Source organism: Arhodomonas sp. KWT2 (genome assembly GCF_041949875.1).
Lineage (GTDB): Bacteria > Pseudomonadota > Gammaproteobacteria > Nitrococcales > Nitrococcaceae > Arhodomonas > Arhodomonas aquaeolei.
Window position 1 is genome coordinate 81865 of sequence record NZ_JBHFPQ010000049.1, and the last position, 22461, is coordinate 104325.

The 22461-nt window shown below is 69.2% G+C and carries 21 protein-coding genes; 19 read left to right on the forward strand and 2 right to left on the reverse strand.

Annotated features, from left to right (window positions below; all coding sequences use genetic code 11):
• Window positions 1–3 precede the first annotated feature (3 nt).
• Window positions 4–966 carry a LysR substrate-binding domain-containing protein gene (locus tag ACEZHJ_RS12725; RefSeq protein ID WP_018718384.1) on the reverse strand — a complete coding sequence of 321 codons (963 nt, stop codon included), beginning with the start codon at window positions 964–966 and terminating at the stop codon, window positions 4–6.
• A gap of 131 nt (window positions 967–1097) precedes the next feature.
• Here ACEZHJ_RS12725 and araD1 point away from each other — a divergent pair, with 131 nt between their 5' ends.
• From araD1 to ACEZHJ_RS12810, 17 genes are all read left to right on the forward strand, one after another.
• Window positions 1098–2093, forward strand: a complete 996-nt coding sequence (araD1, locus tag ACEZHJ_RS12730) for an AraD1 family protein (RefSeq protein WP_018718385.1) — start codon at window positions 1098–1100, stop codon at window positions 2091–2093.
• Between the two features lie 31 nt (window positions 2094–2124).
• Window positions 2125–3315: a fumarylacetoacetate hydrolase family protein gene (locus tag ACEZHJ_RS12735; protein WP_375036578.1), complete on the forward strand. Its 1191-nt coding sequence runs from the start codon at window positions 2125–2127 to the stop codon at window positions 3313–3315.
• Between the two features lie 170 nt (window positions 3316–3485).
• Window positions 3486–4526 (forward strand): TRAP transporter substrate-binding protein, encoded by a 1041-nt coding sequence (locus ACEZHJ_RS12740; RefSeq protein ID WP_018718387.1) that lies wholly within the window; start codon window positions 3486–3488, stop codon window positions 4524–4526.
• A 58-nt stretch (window positions 4527–4584) separates the two neighbouring features.
• Window positions 4585–5172 (forward strand): TRAP transporter small permease subunit, encoded by a 588-nt coding sequence (locus ACEZHJ_RS12745; protein WP_259201468.1) that lies wholly within the window; start codon window positions 4585–4587, stop codon window positions 5170–5172.
• A 7-nt stretch (window positions 5173–5179) separates the two neighbouring features.
• Entirely contained in the window at window positions 5180–6484 is a 1305-nt protein-coding gene (locus ACEZHJ_RS12750; RefSeq protein ID WP_375036579.1) for a TRAP transporter large permease subunit, read from the forward strand.
• A gap of 346 nt (window positions 6485–6830) precedes the next feature.
• The gene (locus tag ACEZHJ_RS12755; RefSeq protein WP_375036580.1) at window positions 6831–7967 is read left to right on the forward strand and encodes an aldose epimerase family protein; all 1137 of its coding nucleotides are present in this window, start codon (window positions 6831–6833) and stop codon (window positions 7965–7967) included.
• Between the two features lie 39 nt (window positions 7968–8006).
• Window positions 8007–9098, forward strand: coding sequence for a sugar ABC transporter substrate-binding protein (locus tag ACEZHJ_RS12760; RefSeq protein WP_259201470.1), 1092 nt, complete (start codon window positions 8007–8009; stop codon window positions 9096–9098).
• 3 nt (window positions 9099–9101) lie between these two features.
• Window positions 9102–10130, forward strand: a complete 1029-nt coding sequence (locus ACEZHJ_RS12765) for an ABC transporter permease (protein WP_375036581.1) — start codon at window positions 9102–9104, stop codon at window positions 10128–10130.
• Window positions 10127–10909, forward strand: a complete 783-nt coding sequence (locus tag ACEZHJ_RS12770) for an ATP-binding cassette domain-containing protein (RefSeq protein WP_259201471.1) — start codon at window positions 10127–10129, stop codon at window positions 10907–10909. The genes ACEZHJ_RS12765 and ACEZHJ_RS12770 overlap by 4 nt, the downstream gene beginning before the upstream one ends.
• A 111-nt stretch (window positions 10910–11020) precedes the next feature.
• The gene (locus ACEZHJ_RS12775; protein ID WP_018718394.1) at window positions 11021–11794 is read left to right on the forward strand and encodes an SDR family NAD(P)-dependent oxidoreductase; all 774 of its coding nucleotides are present in this window, start codon (window positions 11021–11023) and stop codon (window positions 11792–11794) included.
• Window positions 11795–12036: 242 nt separating this feature from the next.
• On the forward strand, window positions 12037–13575 hold the full coding sequence (locus tag ACEZHJ_RS12780) for a hypothetical protein (protein WP_156831208.1): 1539 nt from the start codon (window positions 12037–12039) through the stop codon (window positions 13573–13575).
• Window positions 13576–13843: 268 nt separating this feature from the next.
• Window positions 13844–14737, forward strand: a complete 894-nt coding sequence (locus tag ACEZHJ_RS12785) for an SMP-30/gluconolactonase/LRE family protein (protein ID WP_375036582.1) — start codon at window positions 13844–13846, stop codon at window positions 14735–14737.
• Window positions 14738–14773: 36 nt separating this feature from the next.
• Window positions 14774–16303 carry an aldehyde dehydrogenase (NADP(+)) gene (locus ACEZHJ_RS12790; RefSeq protein ID WP_375036583.1) on the forward strand — a complete coding sequence of 510 codons (1530 nt, stop codon included), beginning with the start codon at window positions 14774–14776 and terminating at the stop codon, window positions 16301–16303.
• A gap of 132 nt (window positions 16304–16435) precedes the next feature.
• On the forward strand, window positions 16436–17326 hold the full coding sequence (gene cysM, locus ACEZHJ_RS12795; protein ID WP_163142466.1) for a cysteine synthase CysM: 891 nt from the start codon (window positions 16436–16438) through the stop codon (window positions 17324–17326).
• A gap of 8 nt (window positions 17327–17334) precedes the next feature.
• Complete coding sequence (locus tag ACEZHJ_RS12800; RefSeq protein ID WP_163142469.1) at window positions 17335–18111, forward strand: 3'-5' exonuclease; 777 nt, start codon at window positions 17335–17337, stop codon at window positions 18109–18111.
• Between the two features lie 26 nt (window positions 18112–18137).
• The gene (gene rlmD / locus ACEZHJ_RS12805; RefSeq protein WP_375036584.1) at window positions 18138–19466 is read left to right on the forward strand and encodes a 23S rRNA (uracil(1939)-C(5))-methyltransferase RlmD; all 1329 of its coding nucleotides are present in this window, start codon (window positions 18138–18140) and stop codon (window positions 19464–19466) included.
• 30 nt (window positions 19467–19496) lie between these two features.
• On the forward strand, window positions 19497–20096 hold the full coding sequence (locus ACEZHJ_RS12810; protein WP_163144048.1) for an NUDIX domain-containing protein: 600 nt from the start codon (window positions 19497–19499) through the stop codon (window positions 20094–20096).
• 54 nt (window positions 20097–20150) lie between these two features.
• On the opposite strand, the gene ACEZHJ_RS12815 is transcribed toward ACEZHJ_RS12810, so the two are convergent.
• A complete protein-coding gene (locus ACEZHJ_RS12815; RefSeq protein WP_375036585.1) occupies window positions 20151–21350 on the reverse strand; it encodes a CynX/NimT family MFS transporter in 1200 nt (399 codons plus the stop codon).
• A 51-nt stretch (window positions 21351–21401) separates the two neighbouring features.
• Here ACEZHJ_RS12815 and ACEZHJ_RS12820 point away from each other — a divergent pair, with 51 nt between their 5' ends.
• Together ACEZHJ_RS12820 and ACEZHJ_RS12825 are read left to right on the forward strand one after the other, a co-directional pair.
• Window positions 21402–21929: a MarR family winged helix-turn-helix transcriptional regulator gene (locus ACEZHJ_RS12820; RefSeq protein WP_259201477.1), complete on the forward strand. Its 528-nt coding sequence runs from the start codon at window positions 21402–21404 to the stop codon at window positions 21927–21929.
• Window positions 21930–22042: 113 nt separating this feature from the next.
• On the forward strand, window positions 22043–22186 hold the full coding sequence (locus ACEZHJ_RS12825; protein ID WP_156831210.1) for a hypothetical protein: 144 nt from the start codon (window positions 22043–22045) through the stop codon (window positions 22184–22186).
• The last annotated feature ends 275 nt before the right edge of the window (window positions 22187–22461 follow it).

Sequence of the window (22461 nt, forward strand, 5' to 3'; positions counted from 1 at the left end):
CGGTCACGGCCCCGGCCCGGCGGCCTCGTGCTGCCGGGCGACGATCCGGTGCACGGTCTCCTTGAGCGCGGCCGCCCCCGGCGAGAGGGGGCGATCGCGCAGGGAGACGATGCCGAACGGCTTGACGGTGAAGCGCGGTTCGAACGGCAGGATGGTGAATCGCTCCGGGTCGCACAGCCATTCCGCCACCGGCCGCGAGATCACCGTGACCGCGTCCATCTGTTCCACCAGCGCGAGCGAGACCAGGATGGACTGGGTGTCGACGATGTCCCGCGGCGGCGTCACCGCGTTCTCCAGCAGCAGCCGTTCCACGCGCTGGCGCAGCAGCCCCGTCGGCGGCTGCAGCACCCAGACATAGGGCGCCATGTCCTCCAGCGAGACCGCCGCCTGTCCGGCGAGGGGGTGGTGGCGCCGGCACACGAAGCACAGCGGCTCCTCGCTGATCTCCTCGTAGACGAGCTCCGCGCTGCTCTCGTCCTCCGGCGCGCGGGCAAGGACGAAGTCGAAGGTGCCGTCGTGCAGGCCCTCCACCAGCCGTGGACTGACGTTCACCTCGATGCTCACCTTGAGGTTCGGCCGTTCGCGCTGGACCGCCTCCATTGCCTCGCTGAGCAGGTTTACCGCCGCCGGCATCACCGTGCCCAGCGACACCGTGCCGCCGCGGCCGTGGTGCAGGGCGGTGAGCTCCTCGCCCGCCTGACCGAGCTCGGCGAGCATGGTCCGTGAGTGACGGATCAGGATCTCGCCGTACCAGTTGGGCCGAACCCCCCGGGACTGGCGCTCGAACACCGATACTCCGAGCAGGTGCTCGAGGTCGCTGAGCAGCTTGGAGGCGGCCGGCTGGCTCATGTTCAGGCTCGCCGCGGCGCGGTTGATGTTGCGGTATTCGTCCAGGGCGACGAACAGCTGCATGTGGCGCAGCTTCAACCGCACGCGCAGGAACCAGTCCGCGGGCAGGTCGCGCATTACTGGGCTCCGGTTTATGGATATGTATTACAGAATACATATAAAATAATACATCATTAAGCATTGGATGGTTATGTCTTCCCCCGTAGGTTGACCTCAACGCTGAGGAGAGAGACCCGCAGGGGGAGAATATGAAGCTGCTCCAGATCGCCGGAACCGGGGGAACCACCCGGGTGGTGGCCGTCGCCGACGACGGTGTTCAAGGTCACGAGGTCGACGGCGCCGTCGGTGTCTACGAGCTCGCCCGCCGTGCGGCGGACACCGGACAGACCCTCGCCGCGGTGGTCGACGAGTGCGGGCGTGGCGGCACGGTCGATGTGCGTGCGGCGCTGGAGGCGGGCAGGGTGGCAGCACCGGTGGCCCATCCGGACCCCGCCCACATGCTGGTTACCGGCACCGGCCTGACCCACACCGGCAGCGCGGACGGGCGCGACCTCATGCACCGGGTCACGGCGGACGATGCGGACACGCTCACCGACTCCATGCGCATGTTCCGCCGCGGCGTCGAGGGCGGCCGGCCGGCGCCGGGCACCATGGGCGTGCAGCCGGAGTGGTTCTACAAGGGCGACGGCACCATCGTCGCCGGCCCCGGCGAGGCGCTGGTATCGCCGGACTTCGCCCTGGACGGCGGCGAGGAGCCGGAGATCGCCGGCATCTACATCATCGCCGCCGATGGGACCCCCTGCCGGCTCGGGTACGTGCTCGCCAACGAGTTCTCCGACCACGTCACCGAGCGCGAGAACTACCTCTACTTGGCCCACTCCAAACTGCGCGCCTGCGCCCTCGGCGGGGAGCTGCTCCTGGGGGATCTGCCGGCAAGCGTGCGCGGCGTCTCGCGGATACGGCGTGACGGCGAGGTGCTCTGGGAGCGCCCCTTCGTCACCGGCGAGGAGCACATGTGTCACAGCATCGCAAACCTCGAGGCCCACCACTTCAAGTACGCCGCCTTCCGCCGTCCGGGGGACCTCCACGTGCACTTTCTCGGCACGGCGACGCTGAGCTTCAGCGACGGCGTGAGCACCCGCGACGGCGACATCTTCGAGCTGGAGGCCGGGCCGTTCGCGCTGCCCCTGCGCAACCCGATGACCGTCGCGGAGGCCCCGGTCCCCGCGGTCCGGGCGCTGTGACCGGGGCCGTTCACCGGCCGGGAGGATCGACATGACGACGCTGTCCCCCCAACTCGATGCCGAGGCCGCGCTGCCCCGGGATGCGGAGCGTGCCTGCCTGGTCGGCCGTGCCTGGTCGCCGCGCCGCGGCGGGCCGTGCGTGGTCACGGTGCGGGAAGGTTACGTCTACGACATCACCAGCCCGCGGCTGCCGACGATGCGCGAGCTGCTGGAGACCCGCGATCCCGCCCGTGAGGCGGGGACCGCGCCGGGTGAGCGGCTGGCGGCGCTCACCGACGTCCTCGCCAACTCCGACGGCGAGCGCCGCGCCCCGGCACTGCCGTGCCTGATCGCGCCGGTGGACCTCCAGGCCGTGAAGGCCTCCGGGGTGACCTTCGTGGCGAGCCTGCTCGAGCGCGTGATCGAGGAGCACGCCGGGGGCGATCCCGGCCGGGCGGCGGCGGTGCGCGAGGAGATCGACGCGCTGGTCGGCGCCGACCTCTCGACCCTGGTGCCCGGTTCGCAGGCCGCGCTCGCCCTGCGCGAGACGCTCATCGCCCGTGGTGCCTGGTCACAGTACCTGGAGGTCGGCATCGGCCCGGACGCGGAGATCTTCACCAAGGCCCAGCCGCTCTCCGCCGTGGGTACCGGCGCCGACGTCGGCGTTCATCCGGCGTCGCGGTGGAACAACCCCGAGCCGGAGGTGGCCCTGGCGGTGAACAGCCGCGGTAACGCCGTCGGTGCCACCCTGGGGAACGACGTCAACCTCCGCGACGTGGAGGGGCGGTCCGCGCTGCTGCTCGGGCGGGCCAAGGACAATAACGCGAGCTGTGCGCTGGGGCCGTTCATCCGGCTGTTCGACGACGGTTACGGCCTGGACGACCTGCGCGCCGCGGAGGTGGCGCTGACCGTGGAAGGCGGGGATGACGGCTTCCGCCTGGATGCCGCGAGCCCGATGGCGTCGATCAGCCGCGACCCGGCGGACCTGGTCGCCGCCACCATCGACGCCAACCACCAGTACCCGGACGGCCTCGTGCTGATGCTCGGCACGCCGTTCGCCCCGGTGCAGGACCGGGACGAGCCCGGGCTCGGTTTCACCCATCATTCGGGAGACATCACCACCATCGCCGAGCCGCGGCTGGGGACGTTGTCCAACCGTGTCCGGACCACGGACACCTGCCCGCGCTGGACGTTCGGCGCCGGGGCACTGATGCGCAATCTGGCAGCACGGGGACTGCTGTAGTCCGGAGACCTCGGGCGGTTTCCGGACCGGAACCGCGACGGTATCGACAGGTCGGGGGATGACGCGGCGCTACATTGGGCCGCCCGCCGGCGTCGCCAGGGCCGGCCCGTCCGGCCCGACGGGACTGCGACCGATACGCAGAGTGAGTGAAGACAGACAGGAGGAGAGAGATGAAAGCCAGTACTGTACGTGGCCGCCTCGCCGCGGCCGTCGCCTCGGCCGCCCTGGTGGCGGGGAGCCTGGCCGCCGGGCCGGCGCAGGCGGCGACCTACGAGTGGAAGTTCCAGACCACGGAATCGGCGGGATCACCGCTGGTGAAGATCCAGAAGGACTGGGCCGAGCGGGTCAACGAGATGACCGACGGCCGGGTGAAGATCGAGATCCTGCCCGTCGGCGCGGTGGTGCCGCCGTCCCAGACCCTGACCGCCGTCGGCAGCGGCATCCTCCAGGGCCACATCACGGACCCGAGCTACTTCAGCGGCAAGAACCCCGCGTTCGGCATGCTCGGCAATCTGGTGGGCGCCTGGAGCGACCCCATGCAGTTCATCGAGTACATGAACTACGGCGGCGGCGAGGAGCTTTACAACCAGCTCGTCGAGCCTTACGGCGTCCACCTCATCGGCGCCTCCGTCGCCGGACTGGAATCACTCGTCTCCAGCCGCCCGATCCGCGAGATCGAGGATCTCAAGGGCCTGAAGATGCGTGCCCCCCAAGGCATGGTGAACAACGTGTTCAGCAAGGCCGGGGCCACGCCGGTGAACCTGCCGACCTCGGAGGTCTACACCGCCCTGGAGAAGGGCGTGATCGACGCGGCGGACTACAACACCTTCGCCAATAACCAGCAGCTCGGCCTCCACGAGTTCGCGCCGTATCCCATCTATCCCGGTTTCCACTCCATGCCGATGGGCGCGGTCTCGATCAACAAGGACGTCTGGAGCGAGCTGCCCGACGATCTCAAGACGATCCTCGAGACATCGGTGGACTACCTCGCCGTGGATACCGCCTTCCGGATGCATCAGCTCGACCTCAAGGCGGTGGCCAAGGCGCGCAAGAACGACGACATCGAGATCATCGACCTGCCCAAGGCCGAGCGCGCGAAATTCCGCCGCATCGCCCAGAAGGAGTGGGCCAACTGGGCCGAGAAGAACGAGATGTGCCAGAAGGTCTACGACTCCGTCGTCGCGTTCCTGAAGCAGCGCGACCTGATGTGAGTGACTCCGCCGCGGGCCGCGTCGGCGGCCCGCGGTCTTTGTCAGGGGAGGAGCAACCATGAGCGCCAACGTCCCGCTTGCCGAGTCCCGCGACGCGGAGCACGGTGAGGCCGACGACGGGCCCTTCACCACCGAGGGGGCGCGCACCCGCCTCGATCGGTGCATTAACCGCCTGGCCCCGGATATCGGCTGGCTGGCCTTCGTGGCCATGGCCATCAGCGTGGTCGAGGTCTTCCTGCGCTACGGTCTGGACTCGCCGACCTCGTGGGTCCACGAAACCACCATCTTCCTGGTCGCGGTCCTGTTCTGCCTGGGCGGACCGGTGGCGCTCGCCCGTGATGGCCACATCCGCGTGCGCCTGCTCTACGATGCCGCCGGCCCGCGCCTGCGCCGGGCCCTGGACGTCTTCAACGACGCGGTCACCGTGCTGTTCTGTGCCGCCATCGCCTACGCCGGCTGGGTGATGGTCGAGCGCTCGGTGATCGCCCCGACCGGCGAGTGGACACTGGAGCGCTCGGGCTCCAGCTGGAACCCGCCGTTCCCCAGTTTCACCAAGATCGTCATCCTGGCCGCGACGCTGCTGATGCTGGTGCAGGCACTGCTGCACCTGTGGCAGTCCCTGCGCGCGGTCGCCGGGCGGAGGTAGCGCGGGCATGGATATCGCAACGGCGACCTACGTCCTGGTGGGGGCAATCTTCGCGCTGCTGCTTACCGGCCTGCCGCTGGCGTTCATCACCGGCCTGGTGGCGCTGCTGTTCACGGCGGGCTTCTTCGGCCCCGATGCGCTGCCGCTGGTGACCGCGCGTATCTACGGCTTCGTCACGGAGTACTCCCTGGTGGCCGTACCGATGTTCGTGCTCATGGCCTCGCTGCTGGACCGGTCGGGAATCGCGAGGGACCTGTTCAACGGCATGCGGGTGTTCGCCGGGCGGCTGCCCGGCGGCGTGGCGGTGCAGACCATCATCGTTGCGTTCTTCCTGGCGGCGATGTCGGGGATCATCGGCGGCGAGATCGTGCTGCTCGGCATCCTCGCGCTGCCGCAGATGCTGCGCCTCGGCTATCACCGCAAGATCTCCATCGGCGTGGTCTGCGCCGGCGGCGCCCTTGGCACGATGATGCCGCCCTCCATCGTGCTCATCATCTACGGGCTGCTCGCCAGCGAGTCCATCGCGGACCTGTTCACCGCGGCGATCACCCCGGCGCTGATCCTGATGGGCTCGTACGTGGCCTACGTCCTCTGCCGCTGCCTTCTGCGCCCGGAGCTCGGCCCGCCGCTGTCGGAGGAGGAGCTGGAGGCACCGGGGCATTCCCGTCTCGCGGCGCTCAAGGCGGTGATCCCGCCGGCACTGGTCGCCGCGCTGGTGCTCGGTTCCATCTATGCCGGCATCGCCTCGGTCACCGAGGCTGCGGCCATGGGCGTGTTCGGCGTGCTCGTGCTGGTGTCGCTGCGCCGTGAGCTCTCGGTGACCATCATTCGCGAGAGCCTGAGCCAGACCATCAATACCTGCGGCATGATCGTGTGGATCGGCATCGGCGCCGCCATCCTCGTGGGCGTTTACAACCTCATGGGCGGCAACCGTTTCGTGGCGAGCAGCATCCTCGGCCTGGACCTGCCGCCCATCGCCATCGTGCTGGTGATGATGGCGATCCTCATCGTGCTCGGGCTGTTCATGGACTGGATCGGCATCGCCATGCTCACGCTGCCGATCTTCGTGCCCATCATCGAGCAGATCGGCTACGACCCGGTCTGGTTCGGCATCCTGTTCGCGATCAACATGCAGGTCTCCTTCCTGAGTCCGCCGTTCGGTCCGGCGGCGTTCTACCTCAAGGGCGTGGCCCCGCCGGGGATCACCCTGCGGGACATCTACACCTCGCTGCTCCCGTTCATCGCGCTGCAGGTGACGGTGCTGGCCATCATGCTCACCTTCCCGCAGGTGGCGACCTGGCCGCTGCACTAGCGGCAGGCATACACGCCGTTTCTTCTCCCCGTTTCGCGTCCGCACCCGCCCGGTGCGGGCGCCCTTCTTTTTCGCTGAATCCGCTCTGCGTCAGTATCGGCGGACCGCACCTCCGGGGCCGCACCTCCGGGGCCGCGCCGCCGTGGCTCACCCGTTGTGGGCATGTATAACCGTTCGGGTATGAATTCATGGGGGAAATCGTATTTGTAGGTTATTGATCAGGTTCTATGGTGAATAAAAAGCATAGCGCGTCCGGGGCATCCGGACGGATGCACGGACGCGACGGCGCCGGCCGGGAACCGGAACGGCCCACGGTCGGCGGGACAACCGCAAGGAGGAGGAAGCTATGTCCTATACGGCACGGACGGGCCTCGCCGTCGTGATCGCCGTTGCCACCGCCGGGACGGTGCACGCGATGTCGGTGACCCGCAGTCCTTTCGGCGAGACGCCCGAAGGCACTCCGGTCTATGAATACACCCTGAAGAACGATGCCGGCATGGCCGTTGACGTGCTCACCTACGGTGGCATCGTCCAGTCGATCCGGGTCCCGGACCGCAACGGCCGGGTAGAGGACGTCGCCCTCGGCTTCGACCGCCTGAAACCCTATCTCGACAACGGCCCTTACTTCGGCGCGCTGATCGGGCGCTACGGCAACCGTATCGACGGCGGCACGTTCACGCTCGACGGCGAGACCTACCACGTCCCCACCAACGACGGCGACAACGCCCTGCATGGCGGGCCGGAGGGGTTCGACAGCCGCGTCTGGCAGGCACGGGCGATCGAGGCGCCCAACCGTGTGGGCGTCGAGCTGAGCCTGCTCTCGCGCGACGGCGACATGGGTTTCCCGGGAGACCTGGCGGTGACCGTGCGCTACACGCTCAACCAGCACAATGACCTGCGCATCCACTACACCGCGATCAGCGACGCCCCCACGGTGGTGAACCTGACCAATCACACCTACTTCAACCTCGCCGGCGCCGGCGAGGGGGACGTGCTCGACCAGGTCGCCATGATCAACGCGGACCGCTACACCCCGGTCGACACCTCGCTGATCCCCACCGGCAGCCTCGCGGGTGTCGAGGGCACGCCCTTCGATTTCCGCACGCCGACCCGGATCGGTGCCCACATACGTGACGACGACCCGCAGCTCGCACGCACCGAGCCAGACCAGGGCGGTTACGACCACAACTGGGTGCTGAATACCGGCGGCTCCCTGGATGCGCTGGCCGCCCGGGTGAGCGACCCGGTCTCCGGGCGGACGCTGACCATGCGAACGACGGAGCCGGGTGTGCAGTTCTATACCGGCAACTTCCTGGACGGCTCGCTCGAGGGCAAGAACGGCAAGACCTACGGGCACTGGGGCGGGTTCACGCTGGAGACCCAGCACTTCCCCGATGCCCCGAACCATCCGGACTTCCCCTCGACCCGGATCGAGCCGGGGGAGCCGTACCACCAGACCACCGTTTTCCACTTCTCGCCCTGACGCCCAGGCGTCGCATTACAACCCGTGGAGGAGAATGACATGAGCAGGGAACCCCTGGATTCCGTGGACATCGAATCGGTGCCTTCGCCGTCCCGCCGTGCGCTGCTGCGCCGCGCCGCCGGCAGCGGTGCGCTGCTGTCAGTGGCGGCCACCCTGGGCCTGCCGAGCGTGGGCCATGCCGCCGAGGGGGGCGCCTATCCGTCCCACCCGAAGTGGAACTTCGTGTTCGTGAACCACGTGTCCACGAACCCGTTCTTCGTGCCCACGCAGTACGGGATCGCCGACGCCTGCGAGCTGCTGGGCTGTACCTACCAGTGGACGGGCTCGCAGACGTCGGTCGCCAGCGAGATGGTCAATTCGATGAACGCGGCGATCGCCTCCCAGGCCGACGGCATCGCCATCGCTTTGGTGGACCGCAACGCCTTCGACGCGCCGGTGGACCGGGCACTGCGCCAGGGCATTCCGGTCTTTTCCTACAACGCCGATGTCGACAACAACCGCCTCGCCTACGTGGGCCAGGAGCTCTTCCTCGCGGGCAAGGCCGTCGGCCAGCGGATGGTGGAGCTGGTGGGCTCCGGCGAGATCGCCGGGTTCATCGCGACGCCGGGCCAGCTCAACATCCAGCCGCGCCTCGACGGCGCCAAGGAGGCGATCGAGGAGTCCGGCAAGGACATCACACTGCACGAGACGGCCACCGGGGCGACCATCAACGAGGAGTTCTCGCGGGTGGAGTCGTTCTACCTCGGCCACCAGGACCTCAAGGGCATGTTCGCCGTCGACGCGGGCAGCACGGCAGCGGTGGCGAAGACCATGAAGAAGCACGGCCTCAGCGGGAAGGGCATCCGCGCGGGCGGCTTCGATCTGCTGCCCGGCACCCTGAACGGCATCGATCAGGGCCACCTGGATTTCACCGTCGACCAGCAGGCCTATCTCCAGGGGTTCTACACCGTCCTGGAGATGTTCATGTTCAAGGTCTCCGGCGGGCTTACGGGGCCGGGGAACATCAATACGGGCCTCAAGTTCGTGACGGCGGACAATGTCACGCCGTATCTCGAGGAAAAGAGCCGTTTCCAGGGCAACGCCGAGGCGCGGAAGCTCCTGGATCGTTCCGGTCCCATCGTCGTCGGGTGAGCCATGGCCTATCAGGAAAATATCGAGACCACGGGCGCGCCCCGCGGGCGCTCTGCCGGCGAGATCGCGGGAGACTGGTACCGTCGGGCGATCGTGCTGCTGCAGTGGCGCGAGGCCAGTATCACGCTCGCCGGCATCGCGCTGGTGATCTACTTCCAGTGGACCTCGCCGTACTTCCTCTCGGCGGACAACCTCGGTGTGCTGGGACAGTTCGCCGCCGCCACCGCCATCATCGCCGCCGGCGAGGTGATGGTCCTGGTCAACCGCGAACTCGATCTGTCCGTGGGCCAGGTCTACGCGCTGGCGCCCCTGGTGATGTACTTCGCCCAGCAGGCGGGCACCCCGTTGCCCGTGGCGGTGGTGCTGGCGCTGGCCGCGGCGGCGGTCGTCGGCCTGCTCAACGGCGCCATCACCGTAGGCCTTCGCGTGCCCTCATTCGTCACCACGCTGGGAATGCTGTTCTTCGTCAACGGCTTCAACCTCACGATCTCTGGCGGCTTTCCCGTGCAGCCCGAGGCCGGGGCGTTCTGGAAGACGCTGTTCGGCGGCAACATCGCCGTGCAGGTGGCCTGGGCGGTGGTCCTGGTGGTGATTTTCCAGTTCGTGCTCACCAAGACCCGGTGGGGACTGCACACCATCGCCACCGGCGGTAATCCGATCGGTGCGGCGGAAGTGGGTATCCGCACCGGCCGGGTGAAGATCGGCAACTTCATGATCTGCAGCGTGCTCGGCGGCTTCGCCGGGATCCTCGACGCGTTTCGCATCGAGTCCGTCGACCCGCTCGCCGGGGGCACGGAGATCATGTTCATGGCGATCGCCTCGGCGGTGATCGGCGGCACCCTGCTCACCGGCGGGTCCGGCACTGTGGTCGGTGCGTTCCTGGGCGCGGTGGTGCTCGGGATCCTCAAGGACGGATTCACCATTTCCGGGGTGAACGCCTACACGTTCGACATGATCCTGGGCATCGCGATCGTCGTGACCATGATCATGAACGTGCACATCAGCCGCATACGCGCCGGAGGCAAGCCATGACTGACACGAACCCGGGCACCGACGTGCTCCGCGGCGAGCACCTGTCCAAGTCGTTCGGCGCCGTGCGCGCCCTCGACGACATCAACCTCCGGCTGGGACGGGGCGAGGTGCTGGCGCTGCTGGGCGACAACGGTGCCGGCAAATCGACGCTGATGAAGATCCTCACCGGTTTTCACCAGCCCACCAGCGGGACGCTCCACATCGACGGGGAGCCCGTGACCCTGCAGTCAGTGATGCACGCCCGCTCCCTGGGGATCGAGCCGGTCTACCAGGACCTGGCGCTGGTCGACGAGCTCAGCGTCTTCCGCAACATGTTCCTGCAGCGCGAGATCACCCGGGGCGGTGCGCTGCGGATCCTCGACGACCGGGCCATGCGCCGTGCCGCGGCGTCGCACCTGGAGCGCATGGGGGTGAACGTGCCGTCCGTGGACGTCGAGATCTCGAAGCTCTCGGGCGGGCAGCGTCAGGCTGTGGCGGTGGCGCGTGCGGTCTATTCCGACGCCCGCATCCTGCTGCTCGACGAGCCCACTGCGGCGATGGGCGTGCGCGAGAGTGCACTGATCCTCGACGTGATCCGGCGGCTCAAGGAGCACTCCGACGTATCGGTGATCATCGTCGCCCACAACTACGCCCAGGTCTTCGACGTCTGCGACCGGATCAACCTGGTCCAGGACGGGCGTATCACCTTCGACCGCCCGACACGGGAGACCTCGATACAGGAGCTCACGGACCTCGTGGTCAACGAGTATCGCTCGGCGAGCGAGGCCGTGACCGGCTGACGTCACTTACCGGCGGGCCCGGTGCCCGCCGGTTATGACCCTCGTCCGTCCCGGCGGCGAACGCCCCGCCGTGACGGTCAGTGACAACCGAACAGGGCATGGAGAGCACACATGACAACCGCACTGGCACGTTATCCCAGCCTCGAGGGGCGCACCGTATTCGTGACCGGGGGTGCCTCCGGTATCGGCGGCTCGGTGGTCGAGCACTTCTGCGCCCAGGGCGCGACGGTGCACTTCGCGGACGTGGCGGAGGAGCCCGCACAGCGGCTCGTCGGTTCGCTGCGTGAACGCCCGGATCACCGGACCCCCGTCTTCCACCACGTCGATCTGCGCGACGTCGATCGTCTTCAGGGCGCGATCCGGGAGTCGGCCGCCGACGCCGGCGGACTGGACGTGCTGGTGAACAACGCCGCGCACGACGAGCGCCACGCGGTCGAGGACGTGACCCTCGAGTACTGGGAAGACCGCATGCACGTGAACCTGCGCCACCAGTTCTTCGCCGCGCAGGCGGCGCTGGCGCCGATGCGTGCCCGCGGGGGCGGCTCGATCGTGAACGTCGGCTCCTCGAGCTGGCACGTCGGCCAGGGCGGCATGCCCGGCTACACCACGGCCAAGGCCGGCGTGGAGGGGCTGACCCGCGGCCTGGCGCGGGACTTCGGGCCCGACGGCATCCGGGTCAACTGCGTGATCCCGGGGTGGGTCATGACCGAGCGTCAGAAATCGCTCTGGCTCACCGAGGAGGCCGAGGCCGACCTGATGAACAAGCAGTGCCTCAAGGAAAAACTGCAGCCCCACGACGTGGCCCGGCTGGTGCTGTGGCTGAGCGCCGACGACAGCCGCATGTGCAGCAATCAGAACTTCATCGTCGACGGCGGCTGGATCTAGAGCCCGCTGCGCCGTCGCCGTCACCCGCGCCACCACGGCGGGGACGGCGGCTGCGAACACGGACGCACCCGTGACGATCAGCCACTGACAATCACACGGCGATCGCTTTCCGGCGAGGGGCACGCGTGCCGCGACACCCAAACGTCACCGCCAGGCGGTGGCGGGGGCCCGGTCGTGTCCGACAGCCGGCACGGGGAGGCAATAACGCCCGCCTGCCAGGGCGTCAACCGGAGGAGAGGACCGTGAGACAGGATGCATTTCACAATAGCCGCGGTGCCGCCATGCGCCGCCACTGCCGTTGCTCGGTACTGCTGGGGGTATCGGTGGCGCTGGTCGCCGGAACAGCCGTCGCCCGCGACGGTGGCGACGGGCCACCGACCTTCCGTGACCGATTCGTGCAGCAGGTCGTGAAGGGCACGCAGCTGAACGGTCAGCTGGGCATCTACGACTTCCGCCGGTTCCACGACACCAACCGGCCTTACCCGAACATCGACGACCCGGACGACGATTTCGATACGCGCTCCAATGCCTTCGGCGGCAGCGTGAGCGCCCGCACCGGGATGCTCTACGGTCTGTCCGCCGGGTTCGGCGTCTCGTTCGCGGAGCCGATATACGACTACGACAACCCCAATGCGAACCTCGTCGGCCCGGACGAGGGGCTGCACGCCATCACGGAGGGGTACCTGCAGTACAACATGCCGGGGCTGCGACTGCGGGGCGGGCGCCAGCTCATCAATACCCCGTTCGCGAACACGGACCAGTTCACCTTCATACCGCGCTCGTTCTCCGGTGCCTCCGTCGCCATCCGGCCGCTGGAGATGGCTGGCGGGGGTGACGACGCGTCCGGGGCGCAGGCCCGCCGGGACGAGGAGGCCTCCGCACGCGTCGCGCCGCCGGACTACGCCAACAACCAGTACATGCCCTTCAAGTTCGATGCGCCCGTCGACAGCCGGCCGACGTGGCAGGTCTACGCGGCACGCATGACCCGCTACGAGAGCCGGTTCAGCGACGAGTTCACCACGGACAACCGCTATATCGAGGACACGTCCGGGCTGTTCGCGGCGGGTACCACGATCCGCCAGAATACCGCCGACGGCGACTACATCGGGCAGCTCTGGCACTACACGTTCTTCGACACCGCCCGCATGCAGTACGTGGAGGCCGGCTACCAGATGCCCACGGTCATGGCCGGTACCGACTGGGGCGGCTTCGAGCCCTATATCCGCGTGCAGTATGCCCGCGAGGAGGAGACCGGCCGTGCCGGCGTCGGCGACATCGACGCCGACGTCTACGGTCTCAAGCTGGGCGTGCACTCGCGCCGGGTCAGCGCCGCGCTGGTCGGCCATTACTCGCCGCAGCACGAAGGCAGTTTCCGCGACGGCGGACTCGTGCACCCCTACAGCGATCTCAGCGGCGTGTTCTACACCGACACCATGAACGACGGTGTCGACGGGCTCGGGCCGGGTTACGGCATCGGCGGCCGCCTCGACGTCACGTTCTCCGACGGCGTGGACCTGTTTACCCGTTACGTCTACTACGAGGCCAAACGCGGCCAGAGTCACGCCTTCTATTCCTATGACGGTGATCGCGGCTACGCTGCCGGCGTGCCGATCGTCGAGGACCAGAACAGCTGGGGCTGGGATACCGGGATCACCTTCGACCTGGGGGCATTCAGCCCGCAGCTGGAGGGGCTCAAGGTTCAGAACGTGCTCGGCATCACCGACTTCGACGGCGCCGAGCGCTTCTACGACAACCGCTTACGCCTTTTCTACCAGTTCTGACCGTCCACCCGCGGGAAGCGCCCGGTAGCGCCGGCGCTGCCGGGAGCGGCGGTGGCCCACGGCGGAGAGGTATTGCCGTGAGCCACCGGATCCCGGGGCGCCGGTGCCACCAATCCCTGGTATACCCGTATGTGTATATGGAGAAACGGAAAATGGCATTTGTTGGTTATTCTTGCGTGCCTATGCTGATGGGCACAGTCCGTACCGGCGGGTATCGCGAAGGGGAGGAGGCCATGGACGCCAGCGATCTGCCACCGGCGGAGGCGGCGTGAGCCGCGAGCCGCAGCTCGTATGGGACGGCGCGGCCGCGCTGGGCGAGGCACCGCTCTGGCTGCCCGCCGAGGATGCCGTGCTGTTCGTGGACATCCGCGGCGCCTGCATCTACCGGTATCGGCGCCGCGACTGCGACGTCACCCGGTGGCGGCTGCCGGAGGCGTGCTGCTGGCTGGTGGCGCGTACCGACGGCGACGGCTTCGTGGCCGGCCTGCGCACGCGTGTCGTCCACCTCCGGCTGGACCACAACGATGTGGAGATCGTCCGCGAACTGGCCGCACCGGAGAGCGAGGATCCCGGCAACCGGTTCAACGACGGCAAGGCGGGCCCCGAAGGCCGGATCTGGGCGGGCACCATGGACGACGCGGAGACGCGCGCTTCGGGCAGCCTGTATCGCCTGGATGCCGGCGGGATGACGGCGGTCGACAGTGGCTACGTGGTCTCGAACGGACCCGCGTTCAGCCCGGACGGGGGAACGCTCTACCACACCGACTCGTTTGCGGGGCGCATCTACGCCTTCGATCTCCGCCCGGACGGCCGCGTGGAGAACCGGCGCGTGCACATCCGGCTGCCGTCCTCGGAGGGCGTCCCGGACGGCATGACCTGCGACGCCGAAGGCGCCCTGTGGGTGGCGCACTTCGGTGGTGGCCTGGTGTCCCGCTTCACCCCGGACGGCCGCCGGGAGCGCCGCATCGGGATGCCGGTGCGCTGCATCACGTCGTGCACGTTCGCCGGTCCGGCGCTCGACGAGCTCTACGTGACCACCGCGCGGCCCGACGGCGAGGGCACCGGCGGCGGGCTCTACCGGCTGACGCCGGGGGTCAGCGGGCTTCCGCCGGCCCGGTTCGATCCCTCGTCCGGAACCGGTGGAGGGAGGCCGCCGGGTTGAGAGACGAATATCGATGCAACTGACGGAGGATTCCCAATGAGCGTGGACATTCACCACATGATCGGCGCGCGCACGAGTGCCGCGGCCGGCGGCGACGTGCCCGAGGCCACCCGCGAGGAGGTCGACGCGGCCTCCCGCGAGGCGGCGGCCGCCGCCGCGGATTACCGGGCGCGGCCCCTCGCCGAGCGGGCCGCGTTCCTGGAGCGCGCGGCGGACGAGATCGACGCCACCGTCGAGGCACTGGTGGAGTCGGTCCCGCGGGAGACCGCGCTGCCGGAGGCGCGGGCCCGGGGCGAGCTCGCGCGCACCACCGGCCAGCTCCGGCTGTTCGCCACCGTCGTGCGGCGCGGGGATTTCCTCGGGGCCCGCATCGATCACGCCGACGCCGACCGCACGCCGCCCCAGCCGGACATCCGCCAGTACCGCGCGCCCCTCGGGCCGGTGGCGGTGTTCGGCGCGAGCAACTTCCCGCTCGCGTTCTCCGTGGCGGGGGGCGACACCGCCTCGGCCCTGGCCGCCGGGAGCCCGGTGGTGGTCAAGGCCCACCCGGGGCACCCGGTGACGAGTGCCATCGTCGCCGGGGCGGTGCGCCGTGCGGTCGCCGCCAGCGGCATGCCGGACGGCGTTTTCAACCTCGTCCACGGCGCGGGGCACGACGTCGGCGGCACGCTGGTGCAGCATCCGGACATCGCCGCGGTCGCCTTCACCGGCTCCTTCGGCGGCGGCACGGCCCTGGCGCGGCTGGCACAGGAGCGGCCCACCCCGATCCCGGTGTTCGCCGAGATGGGCAGCGTCAATCCGATGTTCGTGCTGCCGGGACGCCTCGCCGAGGCACCGGAGGCGCTGGCCAAGGGCTATGTCGATTCGGTGGCCCTGGGTGCGGGGCAGTTCTGCACCAATCCGGGCCTGCTGTTCGCCGAGGCGGGCGAGGACCTGGATCGCTTCTGCGCCGCCGTCGCCGACGAGCTGGCGGCACGCGCCCCGGCCACGATGCTGCACGAGGGCATCCAGTCCGCCTACGACGCCGGGGCGGAGCGGCTCGCCGGCATGGGCGGCGTGCAGGCCGTGGGTACCGGCGGGGACGCGGCCGGCCAGGCCGCGGCGCGGGTTTTCCGCACCGACCGGCGCGCCTTCGCGGCGGAGCCGGCGCTGGCCGAGGAGGTCTTCGGCCCGGCGTCGCTGATCGTCGCGGTCGACGATGCCGGTGGCATGGGCGACGTCGCCGCGGACCTGCCGGGGCAGCTCACCGCCACGGTCCACGGGACCGACGCGGACCTGGCCGGTGCCGGGGCGCTGGTGGACGTCCTGCAGCAACGCGCCGGCCGGGTGCTGTTCAACGGCTATCCGACCGGTGTGGCGGTCTGCGATGCCATGGTCCACGGCGGCCCCTGGCCGGCGACCACGGCGCCGGGGACGACGTCGGTGGGTACCCTCGCCATCGAGCGCTTCCTGCGCCCGGTCTGCCTCCAGGACTGCCCGGCGGGGCTGCTGCCGGAGGCCCTGCAGGAGGGCAACCCGCTCGGGCTGCGCCGCCTGGTGGACGGCGCCTGGCAGGGCATCGACTGATGCCGCCGGCGCGGCGGGCTCACCGCCGCGCCTTCCGTGCCCGGGCGCCCGTGCCGGTGTCCCCGGGGCGCGGCTGCGGGGGCTCGTGCCGAAAGGTGGTGTTACCTGCGAGCGCGTTAGTAGAATGCGGGCATGGAATACCCGACGATCGAAGACTACGTGGGCGGCACGCCGCTGGTGCGGCTGCAGCGCATCGCCGACACCGGCAGCAACACCATCCTGCTCAAGCTCGAGGGCAATAACCCCGCCGGTTCGGTGAAGGACCGCCCGGCGATGAGCATGATCCGTCGCGCCGAGGAGCGCGGCGAGATCCGTCCCGGCGACACCCTCATCGAGGCGACCAGCGGCAACACCGGCATCGCCCTGGCGATGGCCGCGGCGATCCGCGGCTACCGCATGGTGCTGATCATGCCCGAGAACATGACCGCCGAGCGCCGTGCCTCGATGAAGGCCTTCGGCGCGGAGCTCGTGCTGGTCTCCCGCGAGGAGGGCATGGAGGGTGCCCGCGACCTCGCCATGCGCATGCAGGCCGAGGGCAGCGGCCGGGTGCTCGACCAGTTCGCCAATCCGGACAACTGGCGCGCCCACTACGAGGGCACCGGCCCGGAGATCTGGCGCGACACCCGCGGCGGCGTGACCCACTTCGTCAGCTCCATGGGCACCACCGGCACCATCATGGGCGTGTCGCGCTACCTCAAGGAACGGGACCGGGGCGTGGAGATCGTCGGCGTGCAGCCCGGCGAGGGCTCCAGCATCCCCGGCATCCGCAAGTGGCCCGAGGCCTACCTGCCGAGGATCTTCGAGCGTGATCGCGTGGACCGGGTGGTCGAGGTCACCCAGGCGGAGGCCGAGGAGATGACCCGGCGGATGGCCGCGGAGGAGGGCATCTTCGCCGGCGTGTCCTCCGGCGGCGCCCTGCAGGCGGCGCTGCGGCTCTCCGAGCAGGTGTCCAACGCGACCATCGTGACCATCGTGTGCGACCGCGGCGATCGTTACCTCTCCAGCGGCGTGTTCCCGGACTGATGGCCGGCATGAACGTGTTCGCGTTCGACATCGAGACGGTGCCGGACGTCGAGGGCGGCCGCCGGCTGCTGGGGCTGGACGGCCTGGACGACAGCCAGGTCGCCGAGGCGATGCTCGCCACCCGCCGCGCGGAGACCGGCGGCAGCGACTTCCTGCGCCTGCATCTCCACCGTGTGGCCGTGATTTCCGTGGCCGCGCGTATCGGCGATCGCTTCCGGGTGTTCTCCATCGGCGATGCGGATACCGGCGAGGGCGAGATCATCCAGCGCTTTTTCGACGGTCTGGAGCGGTACGTCCCGCGCCTCGTGTCCTGGAACGGCGGCGGTTTCGACCTGCCCGTGCTGCACTACCGCGGCATGATCCACGGCGTGAGCGCGAGGCAGTACTTCGAGACCGGCGACGGCGACCGCACCTTCCGCTTCGACAACTACCTGAACCGCTTCCACGAGCGCCACACCGACCTCATGGACGTGCTCGCCGGGTTCCAGCCCCGGGCCAACGCGCCGCTGGACGAGATGGCCACGCTCTGCGGCTTCCCCGGCAAGATGGGCATGAGTGGCGATCAGGTACGCGCGCGCATCGAGGCGGGGGACTATGACGCCGTGCGCAACTACTGCGAGACGGACGTCCTCAACACCTACCTGCTCTACCTGCGCTACGAGCTGCTCCGAGCCCGGCTGGACGAGGACGGCTATGCCGCCGCCTGCGAACAGGTGCGCGAGAGCCTCGCGGCGGAGGATCAGCCCCACCTGAACGAATTCCTGGCCGCCTGGCAGGGCGCATAGCCGGCACCGACCAACACGGGAGAGGCATGGCACGACGCAAGCGACGGGTTCCCCGCGAGCCGGTGGAAGCCGCCATCGAGGGTATGAGTCACGAGGGCCGCGGCATCACCCACGTCGCGGACAAGCCCGTGTTCGTCGACGGCGCGCTGCCCGGCGAGCGGGTGCGCTTCCAGTACGTCAAGCGCCACCGCCGACGCGACGAGGCGCGGCTGCTGGAGGTCCTGGAGGGCTCGCCGCGGCGGATCGAGCCGCGCTGCCCGCACTACGGCACCTGCGGCGGCTGCAGTCTCCAGCACCTCTCGCCCGAGGACCAGATCGGTCACAAGGGGGAGGTGCTCGCCGAGCTGTTCGAGCACATGGGCGGCGTGCGCCCGGAGCAGTGGCTGGAGCCGCTGACCGGCGAACCCTGGGGCTACCGGCGCAAGGCCCGGCTCGGGGTGAAGTTCGTCCCCGCCAAGGGCGACCGCGTACTCGTGGGTTTTCGCGAGAAGATGAGCCCGTTCGTCGCGGACATCGGCGAGTGCCACGTCCTCGACCCCCGGGTGGCGGACCGCCTCGGCGAGCTCTCGGAGCTGATCGGCGGGCTGTCGATACGCGCGCGCCTGGCGCAGATCGAGGTGGCCCTGGGCGACGAGGTCGGCGGCCTGGTGTTCCGCAATCTGGAGCCGCTGAGCGAGGCCGACCGCGCCGCGCTGGTCGCCTTCGGCCAGCGCACCGGGCTGTACGTCTACGAGCAGCCCGGCAACGAGTCCACCATCGCGCCGCTGTGGCCCGGGGACCCGGTGCTCAGCTACGAGCTGCCCGAGTTCGGCGTGAACCTGCGCTTCGAGCCCAGCGACTTCACCCAGGTCAACGGCGACATGAATCGCCGGATGGTCAGCCGCGCCATCGAGCTGCTGGACCCGGCGCCTGAGCACCGCGTGCTCGATCTCTTCTGTGGGCTTGGCAACTTCACCCTGCCGCTGGCGCGGCGTGCCGCGCACGTCATCGGCGTCGAGGGCGCGGAGCCGCTGGTGGTGCGTGGCCGCGAGAACGCCGAGCGCAACGGCATCGACAATGTCTCGTTCCACGCCGCCGACCTTACCGCCGACGTCACCGGCCGGCCGTGGCTCGGCGACGGCGTCGACCGCGTGCTGCTCGATCCGCCGCGCTCCGGCGCTGCGGAGGTGCTGCCGAACGTGGCGCGGCTGCGCCCGGGGCGTATCGTCTATGTCTCCTGCGGCCCGGCGACGCTGGCGCGGGACGCGGGCATCCTGGTCAACGAGTATGGCTATCGCCTGAGTGCTGCCGGGGTCATGGACATGTTCCCGCACACGGCGCACGTCGAGAGCATCGCCGTGTTCGATCGCGACTGACGCCGTGGCGTGACGGCGAGGGGAGGGACCATGCACTACGAGATCATCGAGTCCGAGGACGCCTTCCGCGGCTATTTCGTCATGCGCCGCTACCGCCTGCGCCACGCCCGCTTCGAGGGCGGCATGGGCCCGGTGCTCACCCGCGAGCTCTTCGAGCGCGGCCACTCCGTGGGCGTGCTGCCCTACGATCCGGTGCGCGACCAGGTGGTGCTGGTCGAACAGTTCCGGGTCGGCGCGCTGGACGCGCCCCGCGGCCCCTGGCTGATCGAGACCATCGCCGGGATCATCGAGCCCGGCGAGTCCCCGGAGGCCGTCGCGCGCCGCGAGTCCGTCGAGGAGGCCAACTGCCCCCTCGACGAGGTCGTCCCCATCTGCCGCTATCTCGTCAGCCCCGGCGGTACCTCGGAGCAGGTGAGCATGTTCTGCGCCCGGGTCGACGCCGAGGGCCTGCACGGCGGCGTGCATGGTCTCGAGGAGGAGGGCGAGGACATCCTCGTGCACGTTATGTCCTTCGACGAGGCCATGGCCATGGTCGAGAACGGCACCGTCCACGCCGCCATGCCGCTGATCGCCCTCCAGTGGCTCGCGCTCAACCGCGAGCGCCTGCGCGAGCAGTGGGGCGCGGACTGAGCGACGGGACGCGGAGGCGCCGGGCGGCCGTCGGTCCGGTGCGGCGGAACACGCTCACGACATCCCGGCGTGCTGGAGGCGCCAGTCCTCACTGGACAGCGAGTGTCCCGGTGACAGGACCCGGACCATGGCGAGCTGGACCAGAATGCCCGCGAGCATGATGCCCCATGCCGGGGTTAGGTCATCGAAGGCGCCGCGCAGCAGACCGGCCAGGAAGGGCATGACACTGGCGATGACGTAACCACCCCCCTGGACGAAACCCAGCAGCGCCCCGGCCTGGCGCGCCGCCTGCAGGTGGTCAACCGCGATGATCAGCGACATCGGAAACAGCCCCCCGATGCCCAGGCCGAGCAGCAGCAGGGCCGGTATCGCGAGCGGCCCGGGGGCGACGATGAGGCTGATCAGGCCGAGGGCGATGACGGTGAGGATGGCATAGAGCACCGGGCGGCGGTCGGGGAACCGGTCCACGACCGAGGACAGGCCGACGGCGGCGATGACCTGGGCCAGGGTCAAACCGCCCAGCAGGAGGCCGCTGGCCGTATCGGACCACCCCAGCCGGACATAGAAGGGCGGGAGCCAGGCCAGCACCAGGGTGTAGGCGGCGGTGCCGATACCGAAGAATACCAGCAGGTACCAGGCCCGGCCCGAGCGCACCGGCAGACGGGCGCCGCCGGTGTCGCCGGCGCCCGACCGGGGCGCACTGACCAGCCGCCAGCCGAGCACCGCGAGCACGGCAAAGGCGGTCCATACCGACAGCGCCAGGGGCCAGCCGCCCATGTCCGACAGTGGGGCAACGAGAGATGACGAGAGCATGGCGCCGCCCATGATGCCGACCGTGTAAAGAGACATCAGCTGGCCCGCCTTCTCTCCGTGGTCGCGTTTGATCCTGCCGGGTAACGCCGCCTGGATGACGGCGATTCCGATGCCGCCGATCGTGGCCGTTACGATCAGGCCGGATTCACCGTGAAAGGGCAGGCGTGCCAGTGTTGCGCCGCCCAGCGCGAGGAGGCCGTACAGGACCGTTCTCTCCACGCCCAGGATGCGCTGGAGCGTGCCGCCCATAAACGCGAACAGGCCCATGGCCAGCACGGGCAGCGCGGTCAACAGGCCGGCCGCGGTATCGCCGATGCCGGTATCGTGCTGAATCCTCGCGAGGACGGGCCCGATTGCCGCCATGATCGGCCGCAGATTCAGCCCCACCAGCATCACGGTGATCGCGAACAGCACGTAGCCCCTCGTGTTGACTTTGGACATGAGCATCTCCAACAATTGTTTTCACGAAAATACTCGATACAAAGAATCTTTATGTCAAGACAAAATGAAAGAGAGCTCTCCCGCGCCGACCTGGCTCTACAGCAGTGGAAACGGGAGTGCCCGGAACTGAACGCCTCGGTGATGTCGCTGTTCGGCCGGCTGACCGAAGCCTCGGACCTGCTGGACAAGCTGCACGTCACGCCCTTACACAATCGGCATGGTCTACGGCGTGGCGAGTTCGACGTGCTGGCGACGCTGCGTCGGTCCGGTGAGCCCTACGCCCTCTCGCCGACAGCGCTGTACCGGTCGATGATGATGTCCTCGGGAGGGATGACGAATCGCCTCGATCGTCTCGAACGCTCGGGTCTGGTGAACCGGCGTCCCAACAGTGACGATCGCCGCGCCGTCGTCGTCGAGCTGACCGAGCAGGGGCTGAACCGGATCAACGCCATGCTGGCAGAACACGTGGCCGGCGAGGAGAGCCTGCTGGCAGCTCTGAGCCAGGAACAGTGCGAACAGCTGGATGCCCTGCTCGCGGCCCTGATCGATTCGATGTCGCGGCAGACGCCCCCGGAGTGACGGCTTTAGCGGGCGCCACCCGGCCGGGAGCGGCGCTGACCGGCCTGTAGTCGCCGCCATTTGCATCGGGCGGCGGCGCCGGAATGGTCATGCCGGTGTCCGTGGACAGCCCGTTGTCAGCCGCAGATGACGTTGGTCGTACGGTGGTGGGCGAGCGCGTCGCCAACCAGCACCGGCTGACCGGCGCGCTGAGCGAGACGGAGCGGGCAGAGCTGGACAGGCTGCTCGCCAAATGGCTGGCGTCGTTCGAGCCCTAGACGAGGGCCCGTCGCCGATGCGGGAACCAGTTCGGGTAGGTCGTGCGCCGCAGGCGTGCGACCTATTCCGGAGCGGTGCCGGCAGCGTCGCACACGGCCCACGGCCGTGCACGACCTACCCACCCGGGTATGCCCGTCCGCGACGATGTCGGGTGCCGGGCGCAGCCGCGCTTGTACGTTTCGGCGGCGAGGAGACTACACAGCTACGCAGGTTCGGGTAGGTCGTGCGCCGCAGGCGTGCGACGTTCCGGAGCGGTGTCGGCGGCGCCGCACAC

Coding starts and splice junctions, on each gene's coding strand:
- ACEZHJ_RS12775 (WP_018718394.1), top strand. CDS start 11,021: ATGACAACCGCACTGGCACGTTATCCCAGCCTCGAGGGGCGCACCGTA.
- ACEZHJ_RS12725 (WP_018718384.1), bottom strand. CDS start 966: ATGCGCGACCTGCCCGCGGACTGGTTCCTGCGCGTGCGGTTGAAGCTG.
- ACEZHJ_RS12770 (WP_259201471.1), top strand. CDS start 10,127: ATGACTGACACGAACCCGGGCACCGACGTGCTCCGCGGCGAGCACCTG.
- araD1 (WP_018718385.1), top strand. CDS start 1,098: ATGAAGCTGCTCCAGATCGCCGGAACCGGGGGAACCACCCGGGTGGTG.
- ACEZHJ_RS12790 (WP_375036583.1), top strand. CDS start 14,774: ATGAGCGTGGACATTCACCACATGATCGGCGCGCGCACGAGTGCCGCG.
- ACEZHJ_RS12815 (WP_375036585.1), bottom strand. CDS start 21,350: ATGTCCAAAGTCAACACGAGGGGCTACGTGCTGTTCGCGATCACCGTG.
- ACEZHJ_RS12800 (WP_163142469.1), top strand. CDS start 17,335: ATGAACGTGTTCGCGTTCGACATCGAGACGGTGCCGGACGTCGAGGGC.
- ACEZHJ_RS12820 (WP_259201477.1), top strand. CDS start 21,402: ATGTCAAGACAAAATGAAAGAGAGCTCTCCCGCGCCGACCTGGCTCTA.
- ACEZHJ_RS12760 (WP_259201470.1), top strand. CDS start 8,007: ATGAGCAGGGAACCCCTGGATTCCGTGGACATCGAATCGGTGCCTTCG.
- ACEZHJ_RS12810 (WP_163144048.1), top strand. CDS start 19,497: ATGCACTACGAGATCATCGAGTCCGAGGACGCCTTCCGCGGCTATTTC.
- ACEZHJ_RS12755 (WP_375036580.1), top strand. CDS start 6,831: ATGTCCTATACGGCACGGACGGGCCTCGCCGTCGTGATCGCCGTTGCC.
- rlmD (WP_375036584.1), top strand. CDS start 18,138: ATGGCACGACGCAAGCGACGGGTTCCCCGCGAGCCGGTGGAAGCCGCC.
- ACEZHJ_RS12740 (WP_018718387.1), top strand. CDS start 3,486: ATGAAAGCCAGTACTGTACGTGGCCGCCTCGCCGCGGCCGTCGCCTCG.
- ACEZHJ_RS12750 (WP_375036579.1), top strand. CDS start 5,180: ATGGATATCGCAACGGCGACCTACGTCCTGGTGGGGGCAATCTTCGCG.
- ACEZHJ_RS12765 (WP_375036581.1), top strand. CDS start 9,102: ATGGCCTATCAGGAAAATATCGAGACCACGGGCGCGCCCCGCGGGCGC.
- cysM (WP_163142466.1), top strand. CDS start 16,436: ATGGAATACCCGACGATCGAAGACTACGTGGGCGGCACGCCGCTGGTG.
- ACEZHJ_RS12745 (WP_259201468.1), top strand. CDS start 4,585: ATGAGCGCCAACGTCCCGCTTGCCGAGTCCCGCGACGCGGAGCACGGT.
- ACEZHJ_RS12735 (WP_375036578.1), top strand. CDS start 2,125: ATGACGACGCTGTCCCCCCAACTCGATGCCGAGGCCGCGCTGCCCCGG.